Origin of the sequence: Streptomyces flavidovirens DSM 40150 (assembly GCF_000429085.1) — a bacterium.
Taxonomy (GTDB): Bacteria; Actinomycetota; Actinomycetes; order Streptomycetales; family Streptomycetaceae; genus Streptomyces; species Streptomyces flavidovirens.
Genome location: NZ_AUBE01000003.1, coordinates 204,291 through 226,503 on the forward strand (window position 1 = coordinate 204,291; position 22,213 = coordinate 226,503).

Consider the following 22,213-nt stretch of genomic DNA (forward strand, 5'->3'; position numbering starts at 1 on the left):
CCTTTGGAGCAGTGCCGGAGGCCGCCCTGTGCGGACTCCGAGTCGCGTTGCCGCGATGATTGCCCCGTCCGGAACAAAGCACCGGAAATACGAAAGTGCGCCCGCAACAGGTGAGTCGCGGGAGCACTTGAAGTTTGGGAACCACAACTGCAACTGAGATCAACAGTAGCACGGTGCGGCGGACGCGCCAGAGGTCTTTCGTCACATCCGCCGTCGCGCCATAAACCCTCCATGCACGCCGCTTTAAATTCTGCAGTTGCCGCACTAGGTATTTTGCTCGCGCAGTTGCTCGTTCATGCGCAGGGCGTCTTCCAACTGGTCCTCGAGGATGACGATCCGGCAGGCGGCGTCGATGGGGGTGCCCTGGTCGACCAGTTCGCGGGCCCGGGCGGCGACACGCAGCTGATACCGGGAGTAACGCCGGTGGCCGCCCTCGGAGCGCAGCGGCGTGATCAGCCGCGCCTCGCCGATGGCCCGCAGGAACGCGGGGGTGGTGCCGATCATCTCGGCAGCCCGGCCCATGGTGTAGGCGGGGAAGTCGTCGTCGTCGAAGCGGTCGGCCTTGGTGGTCCGATGGGTTTGGGCGGTCACTTGCACCATCTTCTGTAGCGCTCGGGGCGGACACTACGAGTGTGGCATGTCTGCTCCGGCCGTGGCAGATTTTCCTCCGCCGGCGCCCCAGCATGGGGCAGTCCCGGCGTGCCGTGGGCACTATGGGGGAAGCGGGCGGGGTAGCGCACACGGGCGTTCACCCGCACGGCGCCGGATGTAGATCCCAGGGGCCGCAATGTGTTGGAAACCGTGTGGTGGGATGCTCGGGTGCCCCGACGTGCGCCCGAGGCGTGGGAGCAGGCGGCTTGACCAGCAAGGATGGGTAGGAAGACCAGATGGATAAGCAGCAGGAATTTGTGCTCCGTACGCTGGAGGAGCGCGACATCCGGTTCGTACGCCTGTGGTTCACCGACGTACTCGGCTTCCTGAAGTCGGTCGCGGTGGCCCCGGCCGAGCTTGAGCAGGCGTTCGACGAGGGCATCGGCTTCGACGGCTCCGCGATCGAGGGCTTCGCCCGCGTATACGAGTCGGACATGATCGCCAAGCCGGACCCGGCGACCTTCCAGATCCTTCCGTGGCGGGCCGAGGCCCCCGGCACGGCCCGGATGTTCTGCGACATCCTGATGCCGGACGGCTCGCCGTCCTTCGCGGATCCCCGGTACGTACTGAAGCGCATCCTCGCCAAGACCTCGGACCTCGGCTTCACCTTCTACACGCACCCCGAGATCGAGTTCTTCCTGCTGAAGAACAAGCCCCTCGACGGCACCCGGCCGACGCCGGCCGACAACTCGGGCTACTTCGACCACACCCCGCAGAACGTCGGCATGGACTTCCGCCGCCAGGCGATCACCATGCTCGAATCCATGGGGATCTCGGTCGAGTTCAGCCACCACGAGGGTGCCCCCGGCCAGCAGGAGATCGACCTCCGTTACGCCGACGCGCTCTCGACGGCCGACAACATCATGACGTTCCGCCTGGTCATGAAGCAGGTGGCCCTCGAACAGGGCGTACAGGCCACCTTCATGCCGAAACCCTTCTCCGAGTTCCCCGGCTCCGGCATGCACACCCACCTCTCCCTCTTCGAGGGCGACCGCAACGCGTTCTACGAGTCGGGCTCGGAGTACCAGCTCTCCAAGGTCGGCCGCTCCTTCATCGCGGGCCTGCTCAAGCACGCCGCGGAGATCTCCGCCGTCACCAACCAGTGGGTCAACTCGTACAAGCGCATCTGGGGCGGCTCCACGCGCACGGCCGGCTCCGGCGGCGAGGCGCCCTCGTACATCTGCTGGGGCCACAACAACCGCTCCGCGCTGATCCGCGTCCCCATGTACAAGCCGGGCAAGACCGGCTCGGCGCGCGTCGAGGTCCGCTCGATCGACTCGGGCGCGAACCCGTACCTGACGTACGCCGTCCTGCTCGCCGCCGGCCTCAAGGGCATCGAGGAGGGCTACGAGCTCCCGCCGGGCGCCGACGACGACGTCTGGGCCCTGTCCGACGCCGAGCGCCGCGCGATGGGCATCGAACCGCTCCCGCAGAACCTCGGCGAGGCCATCGCCCTGATGGAGCGCAGCGAACTGGTCGCCGAGACGCTGGGCGAGCACGTCTTCGACTTCTTCCTGCGCAACAAGAAGCAGGAGTGGGAGGAGTACCGCTCCGAGGTCACCGCCTTCGAGCTGCGGAAGAACCTGCCGGTGCTGTAGGTCTGCAGGTGAGGATGACGGGAGAGGCCCGCGGTCGGTGACCGTGGGCCTCTCGGCGCAACGCCTCCCCTGGGTTTACAGGGCCAGCGTGTGCAGGTGGCGTGGTTCGAGTACCTCGGCGCCGTAAGCGTGGACAGTGGCGCGCAGGGCGGTGATGGCGTCCTTGCCGATGCTGTCGGGCAGGTTGGGGGAGAGGAGCGGCGTGAGCATGTCGTCGTGGTGGCTCGGTACGACTACGGGCGGTCTGCCGAGCACCTCCATGGCCCGTTCCACGTAGCGGTGCACCGCGGCGTGGCCGCTGACGCCGAGCACCAGTACGTCGGGGCGGGCGCCTTCGAGCTCCCGGTCGGCGAGGTTCGCGGTACCGCTGAGGAACATCACCCGCAGCCGGTCGCCCACGGTGACCTGGTAGGCCAGTGTCCCGCCCTCGCGCATGTCGCCCAACGTGCGGACGTGGCGCGGTGGATCCGTCAGTGTGCCCGGTGCGAAGAAGCCGTGATCGCCGTACTGGCTGTGCAGACTGCGGAATACCTCAACGGTGTACGCCGGCGGCTGAGCGGTCGGACCCGCCGGGAACCGCAGCACTTCACCGCCGCCGACCACGAGGCATTCGTCCACGCGTTTGCTCTGCGTACCCATGGCGCGCAGCAGGTGCCAGCTCGTCTCCCCGCACAGCGTGCGGATCGATTTGCCGCGCCACTGACGGCGGTTGAGCAGGTGCGGGACATCGAGCAAGTGGTCGAAATGCCCGTGCGTGACGAGCATCAGCTCCGGCGCTTCGGGGAGGTGGCGACCGACGATTGTCTCGATGGTCGAACTGTCCGGCTCCAGCCGCCTGTCCGGGTCGATGGCGCTGCCGCCAGGCACCCGGTATTCCTGGCGGGAGAGATAGGGGTCGACCAGGATGCGGCGTCCGTCGAAAGCCAGCTCCCAGCCCGCTACGCCCAGCCAGCGCAGCGAGACGTCGCTGCCTGCGCGTCGCTGCCGTGCCGGCTCGCCCGTTGCGGCGGACGCCGTGCCCGTACCCACTCCAAGGGCCATGCCGGCAGCCGCTCCCGCCATCGCACCCCGCAGTAATCCGCGTCGTCCGACTCCGTCACCGGTTTCGCATGCACCACACATGAAGCCTCAGTTCGTTGATCGTAAGGATTGTCTGATCAAGGACGCGGCGACCGAGCCCCGCGGTTGCCGGGCGTGACCGGGCAAAAGCCGGTGCGGTCGGAGCGGTGGCGGTGGGAGGGTGCGTGGATGAATCGATCGCTGATGTCACGGCTGGCCCATGCCACGCATCCCGTCGCCGCCCCGCTCGACGACGAGTCCGTACACCGGCTGCTCGGGCGGGCCGTGGTCCGGGGGGACGAGCGGCTGCTCGATCTGGGGTGCGGGCAGGCCGAATGGCTCGTACGGGCACTGGAGGCGCATCCGGAGGCGACGGCCGTGGGGGTCGACGTATCGAAGGACGCTCTGGCGGAGGCACGGAAACAGGCCGAGGCCCGCGGGGTCGGAGAGCGGCTGGTGCTGCATGAGGAGGATGCCGGGGCGTTCGCGTCCGGGCGGGGTTTCGACGTGGTGATGAGCGTGGGGGCCACGCATGCCTTCGGCGGGCTGATGGGCACGCTTGCCGCAGCCCGCCCGCATCTCGCGCCGGGCGGGAGGGTGCTCGTCGGTGACGCGTACTGGGAGGCGGAGCCCGGCGCCGAGGCGCGGCGGACGCTCGGTGAGTACGCGGACCTGGCGACCACCGTGGACCGGGTGGTCGCGGACGGCTGGACGCCGGTGTTCGGGCACTGCAGCAGCCGTCAGGAGCTGGACGACTACGAGTGGCACTGGACGGGGGCTCTCGCCGAATGGGCCCTGGACCATCCCGGCGATCCCGCCGGCCAGGAGGCTCTCGCGGCGGCGGGCCGGCATCGGTCCGAGTGGCTGCACGGCTATCGAGACTGCTTCGGCTTTCTCACGTTGGTGCTGCGGCCCACCACCCCGTAGCGGGTACGACGCCGGTTTCCCGGTCCTGGTACGGCGGTCCTGGTACGGCGGTCCTGGTACGGCACTCACCCGAGTGGGACCATTTGAGTGAACGCCCGATCAACCCCATCAAGGGGGCGAGATGTCAGCGATCAAGGAAACCATCGACATAGCGCGCCGCCCCGAAGACGTCTTCTCCTACGTGACCGACCCTGCCCACCTTCCCGAATGGCAGGCGAGCGCGGTGTCGGTGCGCCAGGTGGACGACGCGCCTCTGGCCGTGGGCTCGCGCGTTGTGGTGACCCGGAGGGTCGGTCGTCGGGAAATCCCGATGACCATGCAGGTCGACGAGCTGGAAGCCCCGCGGAGCTGGCACATGCACGGTATCGACGGCCCCGTCCGAGGGGATGTGACCGGCACGATCGAGCCGCTCGGTGACGGTGAGCGCTCGCGCCTGACCCTGTCCCTCGACTTCGAGGCGCACGGGATCGGGAAGCTGCTCGTTCCGCTCGTCGTCCGTCCGAATGTGCGCAAGGAAATGCCGCGGAACGAGGAGCGGCTGAAGGCCCTCCTTGAGGGGAGCGCGACCTGAGCAGTTGTCCGGATCAGCTCCGGGTCAGCTGAAGAGCCAGCGGGTCTGGCTGTAGACGCCCTTGCCGAAGCCGAAAGCCGCGACGGGCGCGACACGGAACACCACCGCCCGGTCACCCTCGTGGGAGAACGCCCCGTCGCGTACGTCGAAGTGCCAGTCCGCGCCGTACTTCGCCTCGTACGCCGCGGCCAGGCGCCGCAGCCGTGACTCGTCCCTCTCCCACACCGCTTTTCCTTCGACCACCAGGTCGAAGCCCTCGCGCAGGGTGTTGGCGCCGGTGGTGAGGGCGACGTGCGGGTTGGTGGCGAGGTTCTTCGCCTTGCGTTCCGCCGGGCCCGTACAGAAGTGCAGGGCTTCGTCCTGCCAGACGGCCAGCAGCGGGGTGACGTGCGGGCGGCCGTCCGGGCGTACGGTCGTCAGCCAGAACAGCTCGGCCTGTTCGAGGCGCGTCACCGCTTCCGACCAGGGAGTGGGGCTGGCGTTCTCGTCGCTGTAGCGGCCGTCCAGATCGGTCCGCGGTTCCGGAGTGTGCTGGTCCATGTCCCGGTGGTCGTCCATGGTGGTTGCCTCTCGCTCGCGGTCTGTCTTTCCTCCATTACCTCTCAGGAAGACAGACCGTGAGCGGGAGCGAAACTCAGCGGCACCCCGGCGGCACCCCGGCGGCCTCAGTGGACGTCCGGCGCCGGCCTGCTCGTGACCGGGGCCGGGCCCACCGGCTGCCAGGCGGAGGCGTCGCTTCCGGTCCAGTAGAGGCGGCCGTCCAGCGCCACCGCCGCGACGGAGGTGTTGCCCGCCGTGTCCGTGGTGGACGCGGGAGCGCCCCCGAAGAGGAAGTTGCCACGGTTCCAGCGCGGTACGCCGGCCCGTCCCGGCGGGAGGACGGCGGTGCCGAGCAGGCCCGAGCCGTCGCGCGCCGCCAGCAGCCCGCCGGTGGCGCTCACCGGGCCGAAGCCCGCCCGGCCGCCGAGGTCGGTGACCGCGTCCGTCGGCGCCGCGGCGGTCACCGCGCCCGCCGATGCCCCCGCGGTGAAGCGGACGGCGAGGACCGTGCCGGAGCCGGGCTTGCGGAAGTACAGGCGTACGCCATCACCGTCCGGACGGACCGTCGGGGGCACCGGCGTCGCGGGCAGGGCGGCGGGAACGGGGCCGCGCAAGGGGGCGCCGGGCGAGTCCTGGGTCCAGACGACGGTAGACGTGAGGGTCTGCGCGAAGACGTAACCGCGGCCCTGGCTGTCGACGGCCGCCGCCGGGTCGCCGAACACCTGCTGACCGCCGAGCGCCCGCCACGGGGCCCAGCTCCCGTCGGGGAGCTGCGTACGGGAGCTGAGTGCGTGGCCGCCGTCACGCAGGTAGACCGTCGCGCGGCCCTCGCGGTCCACCGTCACCGCCGGGGCGCTGATGTCCAGGGATTCGGGCGCGTGGCGGGAGTGCGGCATGCCGAGGGACTGCCAGGGGCCGAAGGGGCCGCCCACGGAGCTCTGTACGGCGGTGACGACGTCCCTGCGGTAGCCGACCGGACCCTCGAACGACGTGCGGGTGCCGAAGAGGGCTATGCGGCCGTCGGGCAGCTTCTCGGAGGTGATGCCGCTGTCCAGGCCGGTCCCGCCGAGCAGGGTCGGACCGGTCCACGCGGGCTCCGGCGCCGATCGGGCGCCGGGCCGGGACCCGGGCCGCGAGCCGTCCTTCGTGCCCGGCTCCCGGTGCCAGACCGCGAGGCGCGTGTCCAGTACGGAGAACGCCCACAGCTCGCCCTCGCGCGCGCCGCTCTGGAGCCACGAGGTGCTGTTGTTGCGCGAGTGGCGTATGCCGTACACCCAGCCGGGGCCCGTGGGCCGTCCCGCGACCTTGCGGTCGCCGCAGCCGGCCTCCGCGTCGCAGTAGTTGTCGGGGTAGTCGGTCCAGGCGTACGTCTTCAGCGTGTCCAGCTTCTCCCGCACCGCCTCCGGGCCCAGGACGTGCGGGAGGCTGCCGTTGAGGTAGCCGAGGTAGTTCTGGACGGTGAAGTGCGGGTGTTTGCCCGTCTTGCCGTACTCGGTGAGCGCCAGTTGGGCGAACCGGGCGCCGTACATGTGGTCCTGGTGGTCCGGGAGTATGTGCGGCGTGGACTCGCGCCCGTTCGTCGGGTCGAGCATCCGTACGAACGTCGGCTGGAAGCGCTTCAGCAGCCCGGTGATCGTCTGGACGACCTGGTCCCTGGTGTACGAGAAGGTCTCCGCGACCGGCGTACCGGACGACAGCTCCGACTCCAGGGTCCGCACCTGGCCGTCCCACAGGCCGTGCAGGCTGTGCGGCCGGTTCGCGGCGCTGGCCCCCGCCTCGTGGAGCTGTATCCAGACCAGGCTGACCTCGGGACGCGCCTTCAGCGTGTTCAGCTCCGCCCAGCCGCCGCCGTCGGTACGGATCGCGGAGCGCTGCCAGGGGCTGGTGCGGTCGCCGGTGGCCATCTCGGCGTACGCGGCACGTATGCCGTTCTGCCGGGCCTCGGCGTACCGCTCCTTGTCGGGGGCGGGCAGGGGGACGCCCTTGTTCTTGCCACCGCGGAAGGAGTTGACGCCGTCCGCCTCGCCCGCCGTCAGGTAGACCGAGGTCAGGCTGTGGCCGGTGCGTATCGACTGGCTCAGGTCGGGGTTCATGAAGAACAGGTCGTCGTCCGGGTGGGAGACGATCTGCATCACGGACTCACCCGCCGCGCGTACCGGCTCCGCCTCGCCGGCTCCTCGACCCGTGTCCGCCGTGCCCGCGGTCACGGTCCTGGCCGCCTTGGGACCGGAGGCCGCGAGGGGAACGGCGGGACGGGCGAGCTGGATGCCCGTCACCGTCAGCAGCAGAGTCGCGAGAACGACGCTGGGCAGAGCGCGGCGCGGCAGGCGGGAGGTACTACGGGCCCTGGGCGGCATAGGAACGGTGCTTTCGGTGTGCGGAGGTACGGCGTACGGGATGGGGTGCGCCCAGGACGGCGCTGATCATCGCGCAGACTGTGGAGCAGAAGTGAAGAGGGTTTCATGCAGCATCCGGTTCATCGGCGCCGAAAACCGGTGATGTTGCGGATCTCACTGGCCTTCTCCGTCACAGCCCGTGGGGCAGCCGGGCCGTCGTACCCTCCGGCCGTGGCCCCTGCCGCCGCTCCTGCGGATAGGCTCGTGAGCCGGACCTTTACCGGACGGGTTGATTTACCGGACGGGTTGACCGGACGGGTTGTACGGACCGTGGGACAGCCGGAGCGGGAGGCAGCATGTCGGCGCCGGGGCGCAGGAGCAGTACCTTCACGCGGCTGCTGCGGCACGGTTTCACCGATCCGTCCGCCGCCGAGCGGCTGCTCGGCACGCCTGAGCTGGCCGCCGTACGCGGCAACCCGGTGCTCCTCGACGCGCTCGGCGCGACCGCCGATCCCGACCTGGCGCTGCTCGGGCTCGTACGGCTGGTGGAGGCCCAGGACGAGGGCGAGCGGCGCGTCTTCCTCGACACCCTCGTCAGCGCCAAGCCCATGCGTGACCGGCTGCTCGGGGTGCTCGGCGCGTCCGAGGCGCTCGGTGACCACCTGGCCCGGCATCCGCGCGACTGGCACGCGCTCGTCATGTACGAGGCGGCGGACCTCCACCCCGGAATCGCCGAATTCGAGCGGTGTCTCGCCGATGCCACCGACCCGGTGTCGCTGAGGGTCGCGTACCGGCGCTGCCTGCTGTCGATCGCGGCGCGCGACGTGTGCGGTACGACCGATGTCGCGCAGGCCGCCGCCGAACTGGCCGACCTGGCGACCGCGACCCTGCGGTCCGCGCTCGCCATCGCCGGCAAGGCCGCTCCGGAGGACGCCGCCATGTGCCGGCTCGCCGTCGTCGCGATGGGCAAGTGCGGCGGTCACGAGCTGAACTACGTCTCCGACGTGGACGTGATCTTCGTGGCGGAGGCGGCGGACGGCGCCGACGAGGACAAGGCGATCCGCGCCGCGACCCGGCTCGCCTCCCACCTCATGCGGATCTGCTCCGAGACGAACATCGAGGGCACGATCTGGCCGGTCGACGCGAATCTGCGGCCCGAGGGGCGCAACGGGCCACTGGTGCGGACGCTCTCCAGCCACCTCGCGTACTACCAGCGGTGGGCCAAGACGTGGGAGTTCCAGGCGCTGCTCAAGGCGCGCGCGGTCGCCGGCGACCTGGCGCTGGGCGAGGCGTACGTCAACGCCGTGTCGCCGCTCGTGTGGCAGGCCGCCGAGCGCGAGAACTTCGTCTCCGACGTGCAGAAGATGCGCCGCCGCGTCGTCGACAACATTCCGGCCGCGCAGATCGACCGCGAGCTCAAGCTGGGGCCCGGCGGGCTGCGGGACGTCGAATTCGCCGTACAGCTACTCCAGCTGGTGCACGGGCGAAGCGACGCGACCCTGCACCAGGGGTCGACGCTGGGGGCGCTGGAGGCGCTGTCGGCGGGCGGGTACGTGGGGCGGGTGGACGCCGTGCAGCTCGACGAGGCGTACCGCTTCCTGCGCTCCATGGAGCACCGCATCCAGCTCTACCGGCTGCGCCGCACGCACCTCGTACCGCAGGACGAGGCCGATCTGCGGCGGCTCGGGCGCTCGCTCGGGCTGCGCACCGAGCCGGTCGCCGAGCTGAACCGGGCGTGGCGGCGGCACGCGTCGGTGGTGCGCCGCCTGCACGAGAAGATCTTCTACCGGCCGCTGCTCGACGCGGTCGCGCAACTGGCGCCCGGCGAGATCCGGCTGAGCCCCAAGGCGGCGGGACAGCGTCTCGAAGCGCTCGGATACGCCGATCCGGCCGCCGCCCTGCGGCATCTGGAGGCGCTCGCGTCCGGTGTGACGCGCAAGGCGGCCATCCAGCGGACGCTGCTGCCCGTGCTGCTGGGCTGGTTCGCGGACTCCGCCGACCCGGACGCCGGACTGCTGGGCTTCCGCAAGGTGTCCGACGCGCTGGGCAAGACCCCGTGGTACCTGCGGCTGCTGCGGGACGAGGGGGCGGCGGCGGAGAACCTGGCGCGCGTCCTGTCGGCGGGGCGGCTCGCCCCCGACCTGCTGCTGCGGGCGCCCGAGGCGGTGGCGCTGCTCGGCGACCCGGAGGGGCTGAAGCCGCGCGGGCGGGCGCATCTGGAGCAGGAGGTGCTGGCGGCGGTCGGGCGCGCGGACGGCGCGGAGGCGGCGGTGGCGGCGGCGCGCGGGGTGCGGCGGCGGGAGCTGTTCCGTACCGCCGCGGGCGACCTCATCGGATCGTACGGAACCGAGGAGAGCCCGGCGGAACAGGACCCCGGCGCGCTCGTCGACCGCGTCGGCAACGCCCTGACCGACCTGAACGCCGCCACGCTGGCCGGCGCGCTGCGGGCCGCTGTGCGCGCGCACTGGGGGGACAGGCTGCCGACCCGGTTCGCGGTCATCGGGATGGGGCGCTTCGGCGGCCACGAGCTGGGTTACGGGTCCGACGCGGACGTGCTCTTCGTGCACGAGCCGTGGGACGGCGCGGACGAGCAGGAGGCGGCGCGGGCGGCGAACACAGTCGTCGCCGAAATGCGGCGCCTGCTCCAACTCCCCACCTCCGACCCGCCGTTGCTGATCGACGCCGACCTGCGGCCGGAGGGCAAGAGCGGACCGATGGTACGTACGCTCGCCTCCTACGCTGCGTACTACCGGCGGTGGTCGCTGGCCTGGGAGAGCCAGGCGCTGCTGCGCGCGGAGCCGATGGCGGGGGACGCGGACCTCGGGCGGCGGTTCGTCGAGCTCGTCGATCCGCTGCGGTACCCGAAGGCGGGGCTCGGCGAGGACGCGGTGCGCGAGATCCGGCGGCTCAAGGCGCGCATGGAGTCCGAGCGGTTGCCACGCGGTGGGGACCCGACGCTGCACGCGAAGCTGGGGCGGGGCGGGCTGAGCGACGTCGAGTGGACGGTCCAGCTGATGCAGTTGCGGCACGGCGCGACGGTGCCGGGCCTGCGGACCACGCGCACGCGCGACGCCCTCGCGGCGGCGCGGGAGGCGGACCTCATCGCGGCGGACGACGCGGCGGTCCTCGACGAGGCGTGGGTACTGGCGACGCGGGTGCGCAACGCGGTGATGCTGGTGCGGGGGAGGGCGGGCGACACGTTTCCCTCCGACGGGCGGGAACTGGGCGCGGTGGCGCGGTACTTGGGGTACGAGGCGGGGCACGTGGGGGACATGCTGGACGACTACCGGCGTACGACGCGGCGGGCTCGGGCGGTGGTTGAGGAGCGGTTCTACGGGGCGGTGTAGGGGGCGGGTGGGGTGCCGGTGCCGGTGCGTGCGCAGCGGACCCGGTGTCACGTACCCGTCGGCAGTAGCGTCCGGCAGTGGGCGATGAAGCCTTCCAGTGCCAGGTCGAACGCGGCGTGCGTGCGGCGGGGGCCGGCCGCCGCGAGGGATCGCGCCAGCCCCGGCGTTGTCGTCTCGTCCGGGAGTTCCCACATCGTCTCCGGCGCCGCCATGTCCAGCGCGGAGCCCAGCACCAGGTTCTCCAGCGCGCTGATCACGACCATCACGTCCGCCGTCCCGAAGCCCGCGTCCAGCAGCAGCCGTACCGCGCGCTCGTACTGGCCGAGAACCTTCGGCGCGCGCACCGGTGAGGTCATGAGCAGCGGGATCGCCCGCGGGTGGGCGGCGAACGCGGCGCGGTACGAGCGGGCCCAGGCGTTCAGCGCGGCGTCCCACGGCTCCAGCTCCAGGGTCGAGGTGTCGATGGCGGAGACGACCCGTGTCCGCAGCAGCTCGACGATCCCGTCGCGGCCCTCCACATGGTGGTAGACCGACCCGGTCTGCACCCCCAGCCGCCGCGCGATCTGCGGAACGCTGAACTCCCCCTGCCGGTCGACGAGCTCAAGAGCCGTCGTCGTGATGCGCTCCCTGTCCAGCAGCGGTGTGCGTGGCCGGCCCATGTCGGTCCCCTCGAACTCAGGTCTTCCCGGATCCCCATCCGGAGGCTACATTGCCCGAAACCAGAAACCGAAAGCCTTTAGGTTATGGGTTCTCCGGTCGCCCCTGCCTCCCCGCCTGCCGCAGAAGGGCCTGTCCCCGCATGTCTGTGACCCCCAAGACCTCACCGGAGAGAACCGGGCCGGCCGCCGAGCCGCCCACCCTCCGCCGCGCCACCCTCGGCACCTCGGACATCGTCTTCTTCGTCGTCTCGGCCGCCGCCCCGCTCACCGTCATGGCCGGCGTCGCGCCCCTGGCCATCGTCCTCGGCGGCATCGGCGCTCCCGCCGGCTACCTCATCGCCGGCATCACGCTCGCCGTCTTCGCCGTCGGCTTCACCACCATGAGCCGCCATGTCCGCAGCGGCGGCGCGTTCTACGCGTACATCGCCCAGGGCCTCGGCAAGCCCGCCGGCATCGGCGCCGCCCTGCTCGCCATGGTCGGCTACAACGGCATGGAGATCGGGGTGTACGGCCTGCTGGGCTCAGCCACCGCCGAGACCGCCGAAGCGCTGTGGGGCGTCCACATCCCGTGGCTCCCGGTGTCCCTCGCCGGGCTGCTGATCATCTGGTACGGCGGCTTCCGCTCCATCGAGTTCGGCGCCAAGCTCCTCGGCGTGCTGCTCGTCGCCGAGACCGGCATCCTCGTACTGCTCGCCGGCGGGGTACTGATCAAGGGCGGCGCGGACGGACTCTCGGCCGCCTCCTTCGCCCCCGGCAACGTCCTGGTCCCCGGTACGGCGGTCGTCCTCGCCTTCGCGTTCACCGCGTTCACCGGCTTCGAGTCCACCGCGATCTACCGCCGCGAGGCACGCGACCCCGGCCGCACCATCCGCCGCGCCACCTACATCGCGGTCGCCTTCCTCGGCCTCTTCTACGCCTTCGTCGTCTGGACCGTGATCCAGGCCTTCGGCGACGACGAGGTCGTCAGGGCCGCCACCGACGACGCGGGCGGCCTTTTCTTCGCGGCCATCACCACCTACGTCGGCGGCTGGGCGGCCGACCTGATGCACATCCTCATCGTCACGAGCATCCTGGCGTCGCTCCTCGCCTTCCACAACGCGATCAACCGCTACGGCCTGGCCCTCGCCGAGGAAGGCGTACTCCCCAAGACCTTCGGCAGGGTCCACCGGCGCCACCGCTCCCCTTACGTCGTGGGCGTCGCCCAGTCCGTCCTCGGTCTTGCCGTCGTGCTGGCCTTCGCCCTCGCCGGCGCCGACCCGTACACCCAGCTGCTTCTCTGGGTGAACACACCCGGCGGCATCGGCCTGATGGCGCTCCAACTGCTCGCCGCGATCGCCGTGCCCTTCTACTTCCGCCGCATCTCGCACACCGAGGGCGTCCTGCGCACGGTCGTCGCGCCCACCGTCGCAGCGGTGCTGCTCGCCGCCGCGATCTGGCTGGTCGCGTCGAAGATCGACGTGTTCACGGGCGCCTCGCCGACCGTCAACACGGTCCTTCTCGCCATCGTCCCCGCGACCTTCGCCGTCGGCCTCGGCCTCGCCCGGCGCCTGCGCCGCAGCCGCCCCGAGGTGTACGCCCGCTTCGGAGCGGAGCCCGAACAGCCCGACGCCGAGCCGCAGCCCGAGCAGCCCGCCGGGCCCGGGCCCGGGTCCGCGCCCGCCGCAGCCCTTCCCGCCCAGGCCGATCCAGCCCAGTAAGGAGCCCCACCGTGCCCGCAGCCGATCTCGTCCTCACCGGATCCCGCGTCCGCACCCTCGACCCGGCCCGCCCCGAAGCCACCGCCGTGGCCGTCAAGGACGGACTGATCGTCGCCGTCGGCGGCGAGCCGGAGGTACAGGACTGGCGCGGCCCCGGCACCGAGACCGTCGACCTGACCGGAGCCACCCTCACCCCCGGCCTCGTCGACAGCCACAGCCACCCCGTGTGGGGCCTGGAGATGTCCACCGGCCTCGACCTGTCCGCCGTGCGCGACCTCGACGCGTTGCGCGCCGCCCTCGCCGGCGCGCGGCGCGTCGAAGGATGGATCATCGCCTGGGGACTCGACCACAACGCTTTCGGCGGCCGCGCCGTAGACCGCGCCCTGATCGAGGACGCCGTGGCCGGCGCCCCCGCCTTCATCCGCCTGTACGACGGACACTCGGCCCTCGCCAGCGGCGCCGCCCTCCAGGCCGCCAAAATCACCGGGCCGCGCACCTTCGCCCAGCGCTCGGAGATTGTCTGCGACGCCGAAGGCCGCCCCACGGGGCACCTCATCGAGCACGCGGCCATGGACCTCGTCGGTGCGATCGTGCCCAGGCCGTCGTACAGCGAGCGCCGCGCCCGCCTCGGTGAGCTGCTCTCCGCGATGGCCGCGACCGGCCTGACCGGCGCCCACGTGATGGACCTCGGCGGCGACTGCCTGGAGTTGCTCGCCGCGGTCGAGGAGACGCGGGACCTTCCCGTACGGCTCCTCCTCGCCCCGTGGTGCATGCCGGGCGCCGGCACCGCCGAGCTCGGCGAACTGGTCGCGCTGCAGAAGGAGTCGGGCCGCCTGTGGCGCGTCGGCGGCGTCAAGTTCTTCATGGACGGCACGGTCGAGGGCGGCACCGCATGGCTGGAGCACGCCGACTGCCACGGCCAGGGAACGCAGGCGTTCTGGCCGGACCCGGCGGCGTACACCGAGGCCGTGCGCCACCTCCACACGGCGGGCGTACGTACCGCCACCCACGCCATCGGCGACGCCGCCGTACGGCACGTCCTGGACACCGTCGAGTCCCTCGGTGCCGGCGCTCGTCTGCGCCACCGTATCGAGCACATCGAGACCGTCCCCGAGGACCAGATCGCGCGCTTCGCGAAGCTCGGCGTGATCGCCTCGATGCAGCCGCCCCACACGGCGTACACCCGCGCCGACCACACCGACGAGTGGTCGAAGCGGCTCGGTGACGAGCGGGCGGCCCGCGCCTGGCGCTGCCGCGATCTGCGGGACGCGGGCGCTGTGCTCGCCCTCGGCTCGGACTGGCCCATCGCCCACTACGACGCCCGCCAGGTCCTGGCCACCGCCCGCGCCCCGCGCGGCGCCGCCGAGGCCGGGCGCTCGCTGACCGGCCTGATGTCCCTGGAGGGCTGCACCACGCACGCGGCGGTGGCGGCGGGCGAACAGGACGTCTCGGGCCGCATCGCGCCGGGCCTGCGCGCCGACCTGACGGCCTTCGGCCTGGACCCGGTCGAAGCACCGGCCGACGAGGTGGCCGAGGCGCCGGTACGGCTCACCGTCACCGGCGGAAAGATCACCCACCGGGGCTGAGAGCGGGCCGCGCACGCGAACGTGACGTGCGGCCCGGCTACGACGCGCGCTGCGACGTCCGGACCGGCCACATGCGGCGGCCGGTCCGGGGCCGGGACGCGTCCTTGGCGACGAGCTTCGGCAGGCGGCTCGGGAGCGCCCCGTACCAGCCGCTGCTGAGGGCGTAGCCGAAGGCGAGGCACAGCAGGCCGCCGACCGCGTCGAGCCAGAAGTGGTTGGCGGTGGCGACGATCACGACCAGCGTCAGCGTCGGGTAGAGCAAACCGAGGATCTTGGCCCAGGGGACGGTGGCCAGGGCGAATATCGTCACACCGCACCACAGGGACCAGCCGATGTGCATGGAGGGCATCGCGGCGTACTGGTTCGACATGTTCTTGAAGTTGCCGGAGGCCATCGAGCCCCAGGTGTGGTGCACCAGGACCGTGTCGATGAAGCCGTGGCCGTTCATCAGCCGGGGCGGCGCAAGAGGATACAGGTAGTAACCGAGCAGGGCGATACCCGTAGTCGCGAAGAGGACCAGGCGGGTCGCGGCGTAACGGCCGGGATGGAAGCGGAAGAGCCAGACCAGCACGCCGATCGTGACGAGGAAGTGCAGTGTCGCGTAGTAGTAGTTCATCGACACGATCAGCCATGTCACCGAGTTCACGGCGCGGTTGACCGTCTCCTCGACCGCGATGCCCAGATTCTGCTCGGTCTTCCAGATCCAGTCCGCGTTGCGCAGGGCCGCGGCCTTCTGCTCCGGGACGGCATTGCGGATCAGCGAGTACGTCCAGTAACTCACCGCGATCAGCAGGATTTCGAACCAGATGCGCGGGTGACGCGGCGCGCGCAGCCTCTTCAGAGCGGCCGACCGTGCGGACGGCTGCTGCCGCTGCTCCTCGTCCGCCACGGGTGAGAGGTCGGTGGCCGTCCGGCCTTCCACAGTCTTCACGGTCGCTTCACCCATGGGGAGAGAGTCTGCCAGATGAGGACCACCCTTCCGATCATCCTCCGGTCGGGTGACGCATGCACGTGCTGCGCGCTATGGGCGGGGCCCCGATGCCGTTGAACCTCGTACTACCAGCTCGGGCATGAAGACGAATTCGCTGTGCGGCGCGGGGGTGCCGCCGACCTCTTCGAGGAGCGTACGGACCGCCGCCTGGCCCATCGCCGTCACCGGCTGCCTGATGGTCGTCAGCGGAGGGTCGGTGAACGCTATGAGCGGTGAGTCGTCGAAGCCGACCACCGAGACATCGCGCGGTACGTCGAGGCCGAGGCGCCGGGCGGCGCGGATCGCCCCGAGCGCCATCATGTCGCTGGCGCAGACGATCGCCGTGCAGCCCCGCTCGATCAGGGCGGAGGCGGCGGCCTGGCCGCCCTCCAGGGTGTAGAGGGAGTGCTGGATCAGCTCCTCCGCCTCCTCGGGGGTCAGGCCCAGCCGCTCCTGCATGGCGGCGCGGAACCCCTCGATCTTGCGGAGTACGGGAACGAACCGCTTCGGGCCGACGGCGAGGCCGATCCCGGTGTGGCCGAGCGACGCCAGGTGCGTCACGGCCAGCCGCATCGCGGCCCGGTCGTCGGGGGAGATGAAGGGCGCCTGGACCTTCGGTGAGAAGCCGTTGACCAGGACGAAGGGGACACCCTGGGCGCGGAGCTGCTCGTAACGCTGCATGTCGGCGGTGGTGTCGGCGTGGAGGCCGGAGACGAAGATGATGCCGGAGACCCCGCGGTCCACGAGCATCTCGGTGAGCTCGTCCTCGGTGGAGCCGCCGGGGGTCTGGGTGGCCAGGACCGGGGTGTAGCCCTGGCGGGTCAGGCCCTGGCCGATGACCTGGGCCAGGGCCGGGAAGATCGGGTTTTCGAGCTCGGGGGTTATGAGGCCGACCAGTCCCGCGCTGCGCCGGCGCAGGCGTACGGGGCGCTCGTATCCGAGGACGTCGAGCGCGGCAAGTACGGATTCACGGGTGGCCGCGGCAACCCCCGGCTTGCCGTTGAGCACGCGGCTGACCGTCGCTTCACTGACCCCCGCCTGGGCTGCGATGTCGGCAAGCCGTGCGGTCATGGGAGTGGACTGTACCGGGCGCATGTCAGATTGCCCACCAAGCGCACGAATCGGCCGGGAGGGTGACCGTACCGCCGTCTTCGGCAGGCGCGTCGGAGGCGATCAGGAGGCGGCCGGGGGTGGGGAGTTCGGCAGGGCGGGCCGTGGTGTTGAGGGTGCACACGACGCCCGGGCGGCTGAAGATGAGCAGGCCGTCGGGATACCCGCCGGGGGCCTGCTCCCAGGTCATGGGCCCGTCGCCCAGGCCCGGAAGTTCGCGGCGCAGGGCGAGCGCGGACCGGTAGAGCTCCAGAGTGGAGTGCGGATCCCCGGTCTGGGCCTCCACGGTCAGGGTCTTCCAGGTGTCGGGCTGCGGCAGCCAGGCCGGGGCCGCACCCTCGGGCGAGAAACCGTACGGCGGTGCGTCGCCCGACCAGGGCATCGGCACCCTCGATCCGTCACGCAGGCCGTCCTGGCCGTCGGTGCGGAAGAAGGAGGGGTCCTGGCGGACCTCGTCGGGCAGGTCGGTGACCTCCGGCAGGCCCAGTTCCTCGCCCTGGTAGAGGTACGCCGAACCCGGCAGCGCCAGCATGAGCAGCGCGGCGGCGCGGGCCCGGCGCAGCCCCAGGGTGTCGTCCCCGCCGCCGTAACGGGTGAGGTGGCGGACCACGTCGTGGTTGGACAGGACCCAGGTGGTGGGGGCCCCGACGAGGGTGGTCGCGGCGAGCGACGTCTCGATCACGGCGCGCATCGCCTGCGCGTCCCACGGACAGTTCAGGAACTGGAAGTTGAACGCCTGGTGCAGCTCGTCGGGGCGTACGTACAGGGCGAGCCGCTCGGGCGTGGGGGCCCACGCCTCGGCGACGCCGATGCGCTCACCGTCGTACGAGTCGAGGAGCCTGCGCCAGGAGCGGTGGATGTCGTGGACGCCGTCCTGATCGAAGAACGGCAGCACCTGGGTGCCGATCATCTTGGCCTGCTCGCGGGCGCCGATGTCGGGCAGGCCCTCGGCCTTGACCATGCCGTGGGCGACGTCGACGCGGAAGCCGTCCACGCCCAGGCCCAGCCAGAAGCGCAGGATCGAGTCGAATTCCTCGTGGACCTCGGGGTTGTGCCAGTTCAGGTCGGGCTGCTGCGGCGCGAAGAGGTGCAGGTACCAGTCGCCGTCGGGGGTGCGGGTCCAGGCGGGGCCGCCGAAGACCGACTCCCAGTCGTTCGGCGGCAGTTCGCCGGCTTCGCCCCGGCCGGGGTGGAAGTGGTAGCGGTCGCGGGCCGGGCCGCCCTGCTGGTCGGCCAGTGCGGCCCGGAACCACGCGTGCTGGTCGGAGGTGTGGTTCGGGACGATGTCGACGATCACGCGCAGGTTCAGGTCGTGCGCCGTGTTGATCAGTTCGGCGGCGTCGTCGAGGGTGCCGAAGAGCGGGTCCACGGTGCGGTAGTCGGCTACGTCGTAACCGCCGTCGGCCTGCGGTGAGGCGTAGAAGGGGGTGAGCCAGACGGCGTCGGCGCCCAGGGCGGCGATGTGCGGCAGGCGCTCGCGGATGCCGCACAGATCACCGATGCCGTCGCCGTCGCTGTCGGCGAAGGAGCGCACGTACACCTGGTAGATGACGGCGTCGCGCCACCAGCCGCGCTCCGGTGCCGTCCGGGTGGGTGCGAGCTCCTGCGTCATGAATGGTCCCTCTCGTACGGGTGGGCCGGGGGCCCGGGTCGGTCACTACGAGATCAACGCCGGTGCACCTCGAAAGTAACAGTCCTGCAAGTCCTTGCGGTAGTGCTTGCAGGTGTGGCCGCAAGCCCGTTAATGCCTCTGCGCCCTGTCTGACAAGGGGTTCGGAGGCAACCGTGAGGACACGCCGACGTAACGATCGGCTGCTCTTGCGGAAAATCTTCGCAAGGTCTTTCGGTCGTCTTTCATCCTTGTTACGTTCCTCGACGACCCGGCGCCGCGACGGAGCGGTTCGGCAGTTGAAGGAGTTCAGATGCGACGTGGCATAACGGCCACCGCCCTGGTCGCGACCCTGGCGCTCGCGGCGACCGCATGCGGCACAGACAGCGGTGAAACCGGTGACAAGAAGGCTTCGGGCAAGCTGTCCGGCACCGTCACCTGGTGGGACACCTCGACCGTCGGCAGTGAGGACAAGGTCTTCAAGAAGCTGGCGGAAGGCTTCGAGAAGAAGCACCCGGACGTCGACGTCACGTACGTCAACGTTCCGTTCGGTGAGGCGCAGAACAAGTTCAAGAACGCCGCACAGTCCGGCTCCGGCGCCCCCGACGTGATCCGCTCCGAAGTCGCCTGGACTCCCCAGTTCGCGGACCTCGGCTACCTGGCACCGCTGGACGGCACCGCCGCGCTCAAGAACGACAAGGACTTCCTGCCGCAGGCCGCGGCCAGCACCAAGTACAACGGCAAGACGTACGCGGTGCCGCAGGTCATCGACTCGATGGGCCTCTTCTACAACGAGAAGATCTTCAAGGACGCCGGCGTCGAGGTGCCCAGGACCGTCGACGAGCTGAAGACCGTCTCCAAGAAGATCAAGGACAAGACCGGCAAGACCGGCCTCTACCTGCGCGGCGACGACGCGTACTGGTTCCTGTCCTTCCTCTACGGCGAGGGCGGCGACCTGGTCGACGCCAGGAGCAAGAGCGTCACGGTCGACCAGGAGCCCGGCGTCAAGGCCATGAAGGTCGTCAAGGAGCTGGTCGACTCCGGGGCCGCCAAGACGGACGCCACCGACGGCTGGGAGAACATGCAGTCGGCGTTCAAGGACGGCAAGGTCGCGATGATGATCAACGGCCCGTGGGCCGTCGCCGACACCTTCGCCGGCCAGGAGTTCAAGGACAAGGCCAACCTGGGCATCACCCCGGTCCCGGCCGGCAGCAAGGGCCAGGGCGCCCCGCAGGGCGGCCACAACCTCGCCGTGTACGCGGGCTCCAAGAACCTCGAAGCTTCGTACGCCTTCAGCGAGTACATGACCTCCGCCGAGAGCCAGGAGCTGGTCGCCAAGGAGCTGAGCCTGCTGCCGACCCGTACCTCGGTCTACTCCCGGCCGGGAGCATCCGGCAATCAGATTGTCGGCTTCTTCAAGCCCGTCGTCGACAAGGCCGTCCAGCGCCCCTGGATCCCGGAGACCGGCAGCCTCTTCGAGCCGCTGAAGGTCGAGTACACCAAGGTCCTCACCGGCCAGACCACCCCGGAGAAGGGTGCCAAGGCCACCGGCGACCAGTACCGCAAGCTCCTCAAGGGCTGGAAGTAACAGGAAGGCAGGCCGACTGATGGCTGTCCACACCAGCCAGTCGGTGGCGAAGGCCGCGGGCGACGACATCGCCCGCGGCCCCAGCCGCGGTGCTGGCAAGACGCCGGGCAGGTTCCGGCGATCGCTCTCGACCCACTGGTACGCCTGGACGATGGTCGCCCCGGTGGTGATCGTGATCGGCGTGATCATCGGGTATCCGCTGTTCCGCGGCATCTACCTGTCGATGACCGACGCCAACGAGCGCAACGTCGAGCGCAGCATCGGCGTCAACCACATGCCCGCGACGTACGAGTTCGTGGGCCTCGACAACTACGCCGACGCGCTCACCGGCGACCAGTTCCTCGGCACCCTCGGCTGGACCCTGGTGTGGACGGTCTCCTGCGTCAGCGTCACGTTCCTGCTGGGCCTCGGCCTCGCGAACATCCTCAACCGCAGGATCGCTGGCCGCTCCTTCTACCGGATGATGCTGATCCTGCCATGGGCCATCCCCGGCTTCGTCTCCGTCTTCGCCTGGCGCTTCCTCTACAACGAGGACCGCGGCTTCCTGAACCGGATCCTGGCCGGCGGCGGCATCGACGCGGTGCCGTGGCTCAACGACCCGACGATGGCGAAGATCTCGGTCATCGCCGTCAACGTCTGGCTCGGCGTGCCGTTCATGATGGTCGCCCTCCTCGGCGGCCTCCAGTCCATCGACAGCTCCCAGTACGAAGCCGCCGAGATGGACGGCGCCGGCCCATGGCAGCGCTTCCGGCACATCACCCTGCCCGGACTGCGCCCGGTCAGCGCCACCGTGATCCTGCTGAGCACGATCTGGACCTTCAACATGTTCCCGGTGATCTTCCTGCTCACCCGCGGCGGACCCGGCGAAGCGACCCAGATCCTGGTCACCCAGGCGTTCAAGTTCTCCTTCGAGATCAGCCCGCGTGACTTCGCGCAGTCCTCCACGTGGGGCGTACTGATCCTGATCCTCCTGATGTTCTTCGCCGCGGTCTACCGGCGAGTGCTCCGCAAGCAGGGAGATGTCTGGTGACCACCGCCTCCACCCCGCCCGCCCCCGTCGCGCCGAACGCCCCGCTCCGCGGCCGGCGTTCCCCGCTGGCCTCGGCCGGCCTGCACGCCACACTCGTCGTCGCGTCCGTGATCGCTGTGTTCCCCGTGCTGTGGGTCCTGCTGACCTCGCTCAAGCCCGCGGCGTACGCGACGAGCACGGACTTCGTCAAAGACACGACGCTCGCCAACTACACGAACCTGCTGAACGACACCCCGTTCCTCACCTGGTTCGCGAACTCGCTGCTCGTCGCCGGCCTGACCACGGTCATCGGAGTCTTCGTCGCCGCCACCACCGGCTACGCCGTGAGCCGCTTCCGGTTCCCCGGCAAGCGCGGCCTGATGTGGACGCTGCTCATCACGCAGATGTTCCCCGTCGCGGTCCTGATCGTGCCGATCTACAACATCATGTCGAGCATGGGCCTGCTCAATCAGCCCGTCGGCCTGGTGATCACCTACCTCACCATCGCCGTGCCGTTCTGCGCCTGGATGATGAAGGGCTTCTTCGACACCATCCCGCGCGAGATCGACGAATCGGGCCAGGTCGACGGCCTCACCCCGTTCGGCACCTTCTGGCGGCTGATCCTGCCGCTGGCCAAGCCCGGCATCGCGGTGACCGCGTTCTACTCCTTCGTCACCGCCTGGGGCGAAGTGGCGTACGCCTCCGCCTTCATGGTCGGCGACGAGAACCTGACCCTCGCGGGCGGACTCCAGAAGTTCGTCAACCAGTACGGCGCCCAGTGGGGCCCGATGGCCGCGGCCTCGGTCCTCATCGCCATCCCGGCCGCGCTGGTCTTCCTCTTCGCCCAGCGCCACCTGGTGACCGGCGTGTCCGCCGGAGCGGTAAAGGGCTAGCGCGCTCTTCTCTCATACGCCTCATACGTCGGCGGCGCCGGACCCGCACACACGACCCGGCGC

The 22,213-nt window shown here is 70.5% G+C and carries 17 protein-coding genes; 9 read left to right on the forward strand and 8 right to left on the reverse strand.

The features are described 5' to 3' along the window. Nucleotides 1-264: 264 nt before the first annotated feature. Nucleotides 265-591, reverse strand: a complete 327-nt coding sequence (locus G412_RS0106210; protein ID WP_028811308.1) for a MerR family transcriptional regulator — start codon at nucleotides 589-591, stop codon at nucleotides 265-267. A gap of 296 nt (nucleotides 592-887) precedes the next feature. Between G412_RS0106210 and G412_RS0106215 the strand changes: the two genes are divergently transcribed. Continuing rightward, nucleotides 888-2,249, forward strand: a complete 1,362-nt coding sequence (locus G412_RS0106215; protein WP_028811309.1) for a glutamine synthetase family protein — start codon at nucleotides 888-890, stop codon at nucleotides 2,247-2,249. A 75-nt stretch (nucleotides 2,250-2,324) separates the two neighbouring features. Here G412_RS0106215 and G412_RS0106220 read toward each other — a convergent pair whose 3' ends face one another. Then, nucleotides 2,325-3,290 carry an MBL fold metallo-hydrolase gene (locus tag G412_RS0106220; protein WP_157839065.1) on the reverse strand — a complete coding sequence of 322 codons (966 nt, stop codon included), beginning with the start codon at nucleotides 3,288-3,290 and terminating at the stop codon, nucleotides 2,325-2,327. Nucleotides 3,291-3,497: 207 nt separating this feature from the next. Here G412_RS0106220 and G412_RS33500 point away from each other — a divergent pair, with 207 nt between their 5' ends. Together G412_RS33500 and G412_RS0106230 are read left to right on the forward strand one after the other, a co-directional pair. After that, the gene (locus G412_RS33500; protein WP_037647885.1) at nucleotides 3,498-4,235 is read left to right on the forward strand and encodes an SAM-dependent methyltransferase; all 738 of its coding nucleotides are present in this window, start codon (nucleotides 3,498-3,500) and stop codon (nucleotides 4,233-4,235) included. A 121-nt stretch (nucleotides 4,236-4,356) separates the two neighbouring features. After that, nucleotides 4,357-4,806, forward strand: a complete 450-nt coding sequence (locus G412_RS0106230; RefSeq protein WP_028811311.1) for an SRPBCC family protein — start codon at nucleotides 4,357-4,359, stop codon at nucleotides 4,804-4,806. 24 nt (nucleotides 4,807-4,830) lie between these two features. Here the strand turns inward: G412_RS0106230 and G412_RS0106235 are convergent, their stop codons facing one another. Together G412_RS0106235 and G412_RS33505 are read right to left on the reverse strand one after the other, a co-directional pair. Further along, entirely contained in the window at nucleotides 4,831-5,364 is a 534-nt protein-coding gene (locus G412_RS0106235; RefSeq protein WP_244282867.1) for a pyridoxamine 5'-phosphate oxidase family protein, read from the reverse strand. Nucleotides 5,365-5,471: 107 nt separating this feature from the next. Continuing rightward, a complete protein-coding gene (locus G412_RS33505) occupies nucleotides 5,472-7,703 on the reverse strand; it encodes a PIG-L family deacetylase (RefSeq protein ID WP_078606824.1) in 2,232 nt (743 codons plus the stop codon). A gap of 335 nt (nucleotides 7,704-8,038) precedes the next feature. On the opposite strand from G412_RS33505, the gene G412_RS0106245 reads away from it, so the two are divergent. Then, nucleotides 8,039-11,029 carry a bifunctional [glutamine synthetase] adenylyltransferase/[glutamine synthetase]-adenylyl-L-tyrosine phosphorylase gene (locus G412_RS0106245; protein WP_028811313.1) on the forward strand — a complete coding sequence of 997 codons (2,991 nt, stop codon included), beginning with the start codon at nucleotides 8,039-8,041 and terminating at the stop codon, nucleotides 11,027-11,029. Between the two features lie 47 nt (nucleotides 11,030-11,076). Here G412_RS0106245 and G412_RS0106250 read toward each other — a convergent pair whose 3' ends face one another. Next, nucleotides 11,077-11,688 carry a TetR/AcrR family transcriptional regulator C-terminal domain-containing protein gene (locus tag G412_RS0106250; RefSeq protein WP_028811314.1) on the reverse strand — a complete coding sequence of 204 codons (612 nt, stop codon included), beginning with the start codon at nucleotides 11,686-11,688 and terminating at the stop codon, nucleotides 11,077-11,079. A 140-nt stretch (nucleotides 11,689-11,828) separates the two neighbouring features. Here G412_RS0106250 and G412_RS33510 point away from each other — a divergent pair, with 140 nt between their 5' ends. Then, nucleotides 11,829-13,385, forward strand: a complete 1,557-nt coding sequence (locus G412_RS33510; RefSeq protein ID WP_051338171.1) for an APC family permease — start codon at nucleotides 11,829-11,831, stop codon at nucleotides 13,383-13,385. An 11-nt stretch (nucleotides 13,386-13,396) separates the two neighbouring features. Beyond that, entirely contained in the window at nucleotides 13,397-14,971 is a 1,575-nt protein-coding gene (locus G412_RS0106260; protein WP_028811315.1) for an amidohydrolase, read from the forward strand. A gap of 37 nt (nucleotides 14,972-15,008) precedes the next feature. Here the strand turns inward: G412_RS0106260 and G412_RS33515 are convergent, their stop codons facing one another. The 3 genes from G412_RS33515 to G412_RS0106275 all read right to left on the reverse strand — a co-directional run bounded on the left by G412_RS33515 (nucleotide 15,009) and on the right by G412_RS0106275 (nucleotide 18,663). Then, nucleotides 15,009-15,917: a phosphatase PAP2 family protein gene (locus G412_RS33515; RefSeq protein ID WP_051338172.1), complete on the reverse strand. Its 909-nt coding sequence runs from the start codon at nucleotides 15,915-15,917 to the stop codon at nucleotides 15,009-15,011. Between the two features lie 75 nt (nucleotides 15,918-15,992). After that, on the reverse strand, nucleotides 15,993-17,012 hold the full coding sequence (locus G412_RS0106270; protein WP_028811316.1) for a LacI family DNA-binding transcriptional regulator: 1,020 nt from the start codon (nucleotides 17,010-17,012) through the stop codon (nucleotides 15,993-15,995). Between the two features lie 25 nt (nucleotides 17,013-17,037). Beyond that, on the reverse strand, nucleotides 17,038-18,663 hold the full coding sequence (locus tag G412_RS0106275) for a glycoside hydrolase family 13 protein (RefSeq protein WP_028811317.1): 1,626 nt from the start codon (nucleotides 18,661-18,663) through the stop codon (nucleotides 17,038-17,040). A gap of 310 nt (nucleotides 18,664-18,973) precedes the next feature. Here G412_RS0106275 and G412_RS0106280 point away from each other — a divergent pair, with 310 nt between their 5' ends. Genes G412_RS0106280 through G412_RS0106290 form a run of 3 tightly spaced genes read left to right on the forward strand, consistent with a single transcriptional unit; the run spans nucleotide 18,974 to nucleotide 22,150 of the window. Then, nucleotides 18,974-20,248 (forward strand): extracellular solute-binding protein, encoded by a 1,275-nt coding sequence (locus G412_RS0106280; protein WP_028811318.1) that lies wholly within the window; start codon nucleotides 18,974-18,976, stop codon nucleotides 20,246-20,248. A 19-nt stretch (nucleotides 20,249-20,267) separates the two neighbouring features. Continuing rightward, nucleotides 20,268-21,278 carry a carbohydrate ABC transporter permease gene (locus G412_RS0106285; protein ID WP_028811319.1) on the forward strand — a complete coding sequence of 337 codons (1,011 nt, stop codon included), beginning with the start codon at nucleotides 20,268-20,270 and terminating at the stop codon, nucleotides 21,276-21,278. Next, a complete protein-coding gene (locus G412_RS0106290; RefSeq protein WP_106964039.1) occupies nucleotides 21,272-22,150 on the forward strand; it encodes a sugar ABC transporter permease in 879 nt (292 codons plus the stop codon). Before G412_RS0106285 ends, G412_RS0106290 begins: the two co-directional genes overlap by 7 nt. Nucleotides 22,151-22,213 lie beyond the last annotated feature (63 nt).